The organism is Kitasatospora sp. MBT63, assembly GCF_000710465.2.
Taxonomy (GTDB): domain Bacteria; phylum Actinomycetota; class Actinomycetes; order Streptomycetales; family Streptomycetaceae; genus Kitasatospora.
This window is the reverse complement of record NZ_JAIZ01000293.1, coordinates 1-7,008: the sequence shown is the minus strand read 5'-3', so window position 1 is coordinate 7,008 and position 7,008 is coordinate 1. Positions and strand designations below refer to the sequence as shown.

Below are 7,008 nucleotides of genomic sequence, written 5' to 3'. Positions count from 1 at the left end.
ATAGGTACGCGTCCGATCCTTCCGGGGTTCACCCCAACGAGTGAGCGCGACCCTCGGCGCGGCGGGGCCCAAAGGTGGACCCTCGGGCCCGGTGCAGTGCGACGGCAGGATGACAGGGCCGGCCCCGGCACCTCGACGGACGGCCGTTCCCTGAGTGGGATTCGCCCCCGGATTTCCTGTCGGATTCCTGCCGGATTCCCGGTCGGCCATCCGGAGCGATCGCTGAATCGCCGGGCGCACGGCGGACATTCGGCCGAACCAGAGCCCCGAACCCCGAACCCCGAGCCCCGCACCCCGAACCGGGACCCGGCGGGGTCAGGTCCTGCCGCCGTCGGCCGAGCCGTCCCTGGGGGGCGGCACCCGCCCGGTCGGGTTGCCCGGCGCGTTCCCGAGCCGGCAGGCGGGCCGGCCCGCGATCTGGGCGCGCAGGGCGGCCGCCTCCGCCAGCGCCTCCTCGGACGGCGGGCGCGGCGTACTCCTGCGGCAGTGCGGGACCTCCGCGCTCGGGCCCGGGCGCCGCTCCAGGACGACGCTCCTGCGTTCCACGACTGTCCGTCCCGCCCCCGCCGGGGCGAGCGGGTAGCGGGCGAGCACGGCCCCGGCGGTGGTGGCGATGGACAGGTGGGACTGGTCGATGCGACGGCCGACCATCAGGACGGCGCCCGCCAGGTGGTGCGCCACCGCGTAGAGGTTCCCGCCGAAGGGCACCAGCCCCTGGGCGGTGACGGTCCGCCGGGTCCGGATCCAGAGCGGGAACGGTGCGTCGGGAAGCGCGCGGAGCGGGTCGGCCCGCGGGCGGGCGTCGTCCCCGGCGCCCGGATGCGCAGCCTCCCGGCTCCGGTGGTCCATCCGCTCCGCGATCCGGTCGAGGGCGTCCTGCGCGTCCGGCAGGGAGGTGCCGTCCGTCACCGCGCTCCACCACGACCGGGTGGCCCGGCCGGGGCCCGCGCCCGCCGGCGGTGGGGCGCCGTCCCGCGGGCGGATCTCCAACTGGGCGCCGTAGTACCGGGCCACCCGCCGGAATTCGGGCGTCGCCCGCCCGTCCGGGGCGCAGCAGGGCTCCGGCAGCCGGTCGAAGCACCAGCGGCCGGCGGTTCCGCCCAGCCGCCGCATCACCTGGTCCATCGCTTCGACCAGGTGGGGCAGTCCTTCGCCCTGCGCCAGCGCCCCGCGCCAGCGGCCGGAGGGGCCGAGCGAGCCCAGCAGCAGGTGTGCCCGGTCCTCGCAGCCCCAGGCCGTCGGCGGTTCGGGAAGTCGCAGCCAGGTGAAGCGGATCCGCCCGGCGGGCTGCGCCGCGGCGGATGCGCCGCTCCCGGCGTCGCCCGCGTCCCGGCACTGCCCGCAGGGCGGTCGGGCGTCGTGGCTGCGCAGCGCGCGGGTGAAGGTCGAGTAGGCACCCGGGTATCCCAGCCCGACGAGCTCGGCGAACAGGACGGTCGCCGCGAGGTGCGGATCCTCCGTCAGACGCCGGCGGCAGTACGGCAGGAAGCGGAGGAAATCATCACCGGCGGGAATTCGCCGACCCGGGGCGCGTTTACCGGACAGATAGGATCTCACCGTCTTGCGGTCGCGCCCCAGCTGTCGGGAAATCCTGGCAATCGACCATCCCCTGCGTTGGAGATCGAGCGCCTGCCGGTATTCCTCCGGACTGATCACGATACCTCCCGATGGGCTCGGCCGACGTCCTGCGGCATTGAATATGCCGAAGGCAAGCCGGAAATATAGCACGCGAGTTGGATGATCAAATAGAAGTAACGTTTCTCCAGAACCGTGCGCGATGGGGATTTTCAGCGAGCATCACAGATGCTGAGTATGGAATTACCCAACCCCGGGCATTTTCGGACACAACGGGCGGCGGACAGAAAAAGACCCACCCCGTCGCGCCACCCCGGGTAATTCCGGGGAGCGTCACCGGAACCGAATATGAAAGGGAACCCGAACGCCGCCGAACCTGCCTGCGGCAGGCTTCGTTTATGAACCGTGATCCCAACCTGCCACCCCTACGCCCCATCACCCCCCGAGCGGGAGCCGGTCGCCGCACTCGGCAACTGGCTCTTCGTCCCCGACCGGCGCAACGCCGTCGGGGACATCCGCACCGGCTACCTCGTCTGCAACGGCGAGCGGGTCGTCCTGCGCAACACCTCACGGCTGCTGGCCGACCTGATGCGGAAGATCCGCCACCTCGAGCGGGAGTTCGCCGCGCGGATCGGCCACCCGGCCGGTGGCGGCGCGCCGGGACGGTCCGATTCCCTACCCGGCGACCGGGCGGGGGGTGTGCGGTGTACGACCCGATGAACGGGCTCCTCGCCTCCTACCCGGGTCACGGTTACGGCGAGCCGGGCGGCGACCCGTGGGCGGCGGCCCACGACCCGGTCCACGACCCGGTCCACGACGGGGTGTTCGCGCCGGGCGACTGGTGCGGTGAGAGCCTCGCCCACGGCGTCGGCTTCACGTACGCCGGTCCGCCGCTGTCCCCGCCCGTCACCATGCCGGGTGACGGGCGGGCCGAGGGCGGCTTCGTGCCGGCCCAGCGCGCGCCCGTCACGCAGTCCGCACCCCGCATGGCCGGGCCGGCCGACCCGCCGGCCTCCCGGCACCGGAAGCGGAGCCGGCCGCCCGCGACGGGCTGGTCCGACCGGATCAGCTCGACGTTCGGCGTGCTGACGGCGGTGACGGTCACCGCGGTCTGCGTGCTCGGCTGGGCCCTCTCCTACCACCCGCTGCGGGAGCTGGCGCTGTCCAGGGTGCCGCGCGGCCTGTCGCAGCTGTGGCCGGTCGTCCTCTACGGGCCCTGGCTGGCCGGCTGCCTGTCGGTCCTGCGGGCCGCCCTGCACGGGCGCCCGCCGCTGCACTCCTGGGTCGTGGTCGTGGTGTTCTCCGCGCTCGCGACGGGGCTGTGCGTGGCGGACGCCGCCCGGACGGTTCCCGCCGTCATCGTCGCGGGGCTTCCTCCGGTCACCGCCGTCGTCTCACTCCAGCAGCTGGTGCGCCAGCTCACCGCCGCCCGCAGTGCCCGCCAGCAGCTCGGCCGCCCGGCCACGCACCGGGCGCCGCGCTGACCCGACCCTGACGCGGGAGCCCGGGACCGGGCGGGCGGGCGGTAGGAGCCGGGTGGTCAGTACGAGCCGAGGAAGCGGTCCAGCACCCGGACGCCGAACTCCAGCCCGGCAACGGGCACCCGCTCGTCGACGCCGTGGAACATCTGCTGGTAGTTCAGCCCGGTGCCGAGCAGCAGCGGCGCGAAGCCGTAGCAGACGATGCCCAGCCGGTTGAACGTCTTGGCGTCCGTACCGCCCGACATCAGGTACGGGACGGCGTGGCCGCCCGGGTCCTCGGCCCGCAGGGCGTCCGCCATGGCCCGGAAGGCCGGCCCGGCCGGGTCGCCCGCGACGGCGTCCTCCAGGTTGATGAACTCCCTGGCCACGCCCGGCCCGAGCAGCCGGTCGACGGTCTCCAGGAACTCCTCGCGGGTGCCCGGCAGGTAGCGGCCGTCGACCTGGGCCCGCGCCGTCCCGGGCACCACGTTGACCTTGTGGCCCGCTGCCAGGACGGTCGGGTTGGCCGAGTTGCGGACGGTGTGGGCGAACAGCTCGCCGGCCCGGCCGAGCCGGGCCGCCTCGGCCTCCAGCCGGTCACGGTCGACGGTGGTGCCCAACACCCGTTCCAGCGCCGCGATCAGGGCCTCCACGGGCGGGGTGAGCCGGGTCGGCCAGGAGTGTGCGGCGAGCCGGGACAGCGCGTGGACGAGGGTGGCGACGGCGTTCCCGTCGGCCGCCCGGGAGCCGTGTCCGGCCGGGCCGGTGGCGGTCAGCCGCATCCAGGCGGTGCAGCGCTCGCCGACGGCCACCGGGTAGATCCGGCGGTCCGGGCCCACCGGCACCGAGAAGCCGCCGGATTCGCCGATCGCCTCCCGGCAGCCGTCGAGGTGGTCGCGGTGCCGGGTGGCCACGTACCGGGCGCCGAACTCCCCGGTCGACTCCTCGTCGGCCAGGAACGCCAGCACCAGGTCCCGGCGCGGGCGCCGGCCCGACCGGGCCCAGGACCGGACCAGCGCCAGCGTCATCGCGAGGGTGCCCTTCATGTCGACCGCGCCGCGCCCCCACAGGCAGCCGTCGTGGAGCTCCCCGGACAGCGGGTGCCGGGACCAGTCGGCGGCGTCGAACGGCACGGTGTCCAGGTGGCCGTGGACCAGCAGCGGAGCGAGCGACGGCTCGCTGCCGGGGATCCGGGCCAGCACACTGGCACGCCGCGGCGCCGCCTCCACCAGCAGCGGGTCCGCACCGGCGCCGGTCAGCAGCTCCGCGACGTACTCGGCGGCCGCCCGCTCCCCCGGCCCGCCGCCGTCGCCCGGGTTGGTGGAGTCGATCCGCAGCAGCCCGTGGCAGATCCGGGCCGCTTCACCGCCCCCGGACGGCGCGGCATCGGCCGCGGGGGGCTCGGCGGGTCTCGGGGCGGCGGTCATCGGCGGTCCTCTCGTTCGGGGCGCGGGGTGGTGCGGTACCCGGGCCGGGTCAGCCGTAGCCCTCCTCGGCGGCGGCCTTCGCGACGACGGTGCAGATCTTGAAGGTGCGGGCGGCCCGGGTGGCCGTCGGCGCGGTGTACGCGACCGTGCAGGGACCGGTCAGCTCGACGGTGGGGACGGCCGCCACGGCCTCGGCCTGATGGGTGGCGTGGAAGTCGATCTCGAAGCGGTGCGGGCCCGACACCGGTGCGGGCCGGCCGTGCCGCACCCGGTGGGCGACCGCCGCCCTGGCCTCGGCCCGGATCAGTTCGGCGCTGCGCCCGGGCGGCAGGCAGAGCGCGGCGTACCGGCTGACGCACTCCTTGACCGCGACGGTACGGGTGCCCGGCGCCCAGCCGGGGGCGGCCGCGCAGACCAGGTCGTCCCCGGTGACCAGTACCACCGGGACCCCGTGCTCGGCGGCCGTCAGCGCGTTCATCCGGCCTTCGTCGGCGTGCTCGCCGTCGATCCGGAACCCCGTCAGTCCGGCGCCCAGGTAGGTGTGGGAGAGCACCCCGGGCAGGCCGGCCCCGGTGTGGTAGCCGAGGAACACCACCGCGTCGGTCTCCTCGACGCCCTGCATCATGCCGAGCGGCTTGTGCCGGCCGGCCAGCAGCCGGGCCCGCGGGTCGAGCTCCTCGATCAGCACGTTGCGCTGGCTGTCGTGGGCCTCGTTGACCACCACCTCCGCGGCCCCGCCCTCGAACAGCCCGGCCACGCAGGCGTTGACGTCGGAGGTCAGCATCCGGCGCATCCGGGACCAGCCGGGGGTGCCGGGCAGCACGTCGCCGGGCCAGGTGGTCCCGGTGGCGCCCTCCATGTCGGCGGAGATCAGGACGCGCATCGGACGGCCTCCGGCGGGTGGTCGGCGACCGGGCGGGCCGCGAGCGGGGGTTCCAGCAGGCGCAGGGCGGCGGGCGTGAGCCGGGCCCGGGTGCCGAGCGGGACGGTCAGCTGCAGCTCGCCGTGGCCGGCCGGCAGTCCGGCGGCGACCGGCACGCCGAGGCGGCCGAGCCGGTCGGCGAGCAGCGCGCGGACCTCGTCCGGGTCGCCGCAGTCGGTGAAGTCGCCGAGGACGATCCCGGCCGCCCGGTCGAGCACGCCGGCGCGCAGCAGCTGGGTGAGGATCCGGTCGAGCCGGTAGGGCTCCTCGCCGGTCTCCTCCAGGAGCAGCAGGCAGCCGTCGGGCGGCAGGGCGGTGGGGGTGCCGATGGAGGCGGCGAGCAGGCTGGCGTTGCCGCCCGCGAGCCGGCCCTCGGCGGTGCCGCCGCTCAGGGGTGCCGCGCCGAGCGGGAGTTCGGTGACCTTCTCGGGCTGGAACAGCACCTCGTGGAGGTGGGCGGCGTTGGCCGGGTGGTCGGTGAGGGCGGCGGTGGCGGGCATCGGGCTGTGCAGGGTGGTGGTGCCGAGCCGGACGGCGCAGGCCTCGTGCAGGGCGGTGACGTCGCTGGAGCCGGCCAGGACGGTGGGCGGGGCGTCGGCGAGGCGTGCCCAGTCGACCAGGTCGACGGTGCGCTGGGTGCCGTAGCCGCCGCGGGCGCAGAACACGGCGCGGACGGCGGGGTCGGCGAGCGCCTCGGTGAGGTCGGCGGCCCGGTCGTGGTCGCGGCCGGCCAGGTGCCCGAGGTGCCGGTCGTGGACGTGCGGCAGCACGGTGACCTCGAGCCCCCAGGAGGTGAGCAGGGCGGTGCCGCGGGCGAGCAGGGCGGGGTCGACCGGTCCGGCGGGTGCGGCGACGGCGACCCGGTCGCCGGGCAGCAGGTGCGGCGGGACGCGCGGCGGCGCCGGGGGCGGTGGAGGGGGCACGGCGGTCCTCATCTCAGCTTGGGGTCGTACGCGTCGCGGACGGCGTCGCCGAGCAGGATGAAGCTCAGCACCGTCGCGCACAGGAACAGCGCGGGGAACGCGAGCAGGTGCGGGAAGTCGAGGAAGTACGCCTGGGCGGCGTTGAGTTGCAGCCCCCAGGAGAGGGCGGGGTACTGCAGTCCGACGCCGAGGAAGTCCAGCGTGGCCTCCCCCGAGATGACGTTCCCGACGTTCAGCATGGCGACCACGACGACCGGTGTCACGGCGTTCGGCAGGATGTGGCGGGTCATCAGGCGCAGCGGCCCCGCGCCGGTGGAGCGGGCAGCCTGCACGTAGTCGGCGTCCTTGACGCCGATCACCTGGGCCCGCATCACCCGGGTCATCGTGGTCCAGCCGAGGGCGACCAGGACGAGGGTCATCGCGCCGAGGCCGTGGTCGGGGAAGGCGACCAGGACGACGGTGGCGCCGAGGACGAACGGCAGGCCGAAGAAGACGTCGGTGAGCCGCGAGACGGTGGCGTCGACCCAGCCGCCGTAGAACCCTGCCAGCAGGCCGAGCAGGACGGCGACCAGCAGCGCGCCCGCGGTCACCGCGAGGCCGATGACCAGTGAGGGGCGGCTGCCGCGGACGACCTGCCCGAGGAAGTCGCAGCCCTGGAGGTCGAAGCCGAACGGGTGGGCGGGGCTGGGGCCGACCCGGGA

Annotated in this window: 7 protein-coding genes; 2 read left to right on the top strand and 5 right to left on the bottom strand. The window is 75.2% G+C overall.

The features are described 5' to 3' along the window. Window positions 1–315 precede the first annotated feature (315 nt). Window positions 316–1,656, bottom strand: a complete 1,341-nt coding sequence (locus tag AA75_RS18070; protein WP_368666583.1) for an IS21 family transposase — start codon at window positions 1,654–1,656, stop codon at window positions 316–318. A 324-nt stretch (window positions 1,657–1,980) separates the two neighbouring features. Here AA75_RS18070 and AA75_RS18065 point away from each other — a divergent pair, with 324 nt between their 5' ends. Both AA75_RS18065 and AA75_RS18060 read left to right on the top strand, forming a co-directional pair. Further along, window positions 1,981–2,295, top strand: a complete 315-nt coding sequence (locus AA75_RS18065; RefSeq protein ID WP_033821107.1) for a hypothetical protein — start codon at window positions 1,981–1,983, stop codon at window positions 2,293–2,295. Then, the gene (locus AA75_RS18060) at window positions 2,292–3,059 is read left to right on the top strand and encodes a DUF2637 domain-containing protein (RefSeq protein ID WP_149038220.1); all 768 of its coding nucleotides are present in this window, start codon (window positions 2,292–2,294) and stop codon (window positions 3,057–3,059) included. Before AA75_RS18065 ends, AA75_RS18060 begins: the two co-directional genes overlap by 4 nt. Window positions 3,060–3,115: 56 nt before the next feature. Here AA75_RS18060 and AA75_RS18055 read toward each other — a convergent pair whose 3' ends face one another. The 4 genes from AA75_RS18055 to AA75_RS18040 all read right to left on the bottom strand — a co-directional run. Then, on the bottom strand, window positions 3,116–4,462 hold the full coding sequence (locus AA75_RS18055; RefSeq protein ID WP_082526609.1) for a M20/M25/M40 family metallo-hydrolase: 1,347 nt from the start codon (window positions 4,460–4,462) through the stop codon (window positions 3,116–3,118). A 49-nt stretch (window positions 4,463–4,511) separates the two neighbouring features. Beyond that, window positions 4,512–5,345, bottom strand: coding sequence for a M55 family metallopeptidase (locus AA75_RS18050; protein WP_033821106.1), 834 nt, complete (start codon window positions 5,343–5,345; stop codon window positions 4,512–4,514). Then, window positions 5,333–6,307, bottom strand: coding sequence for an LD-carboxypeptidase (locus AA75_RS18045; RefSeq protein ID WP_199520347.1), 975 nt, complete (start codon window positions 6,305–6,307; stop codon window positions 5,333–5,335). Before AA75_RS18045 ends, AA75_RS18050 begins: the two co-directional genes overlap by 13 nt. Before the next feature lie 8 nt (window positions 6,308–6,315). Then, a partial coding sequence (locus AA75_RS18040) for an ABC transporter permease (RefSeq protein ID WP_033821105.1) occupies window positions 6,316–7,008 on the bottom strand: 693 nt, incomplete at its 5' end.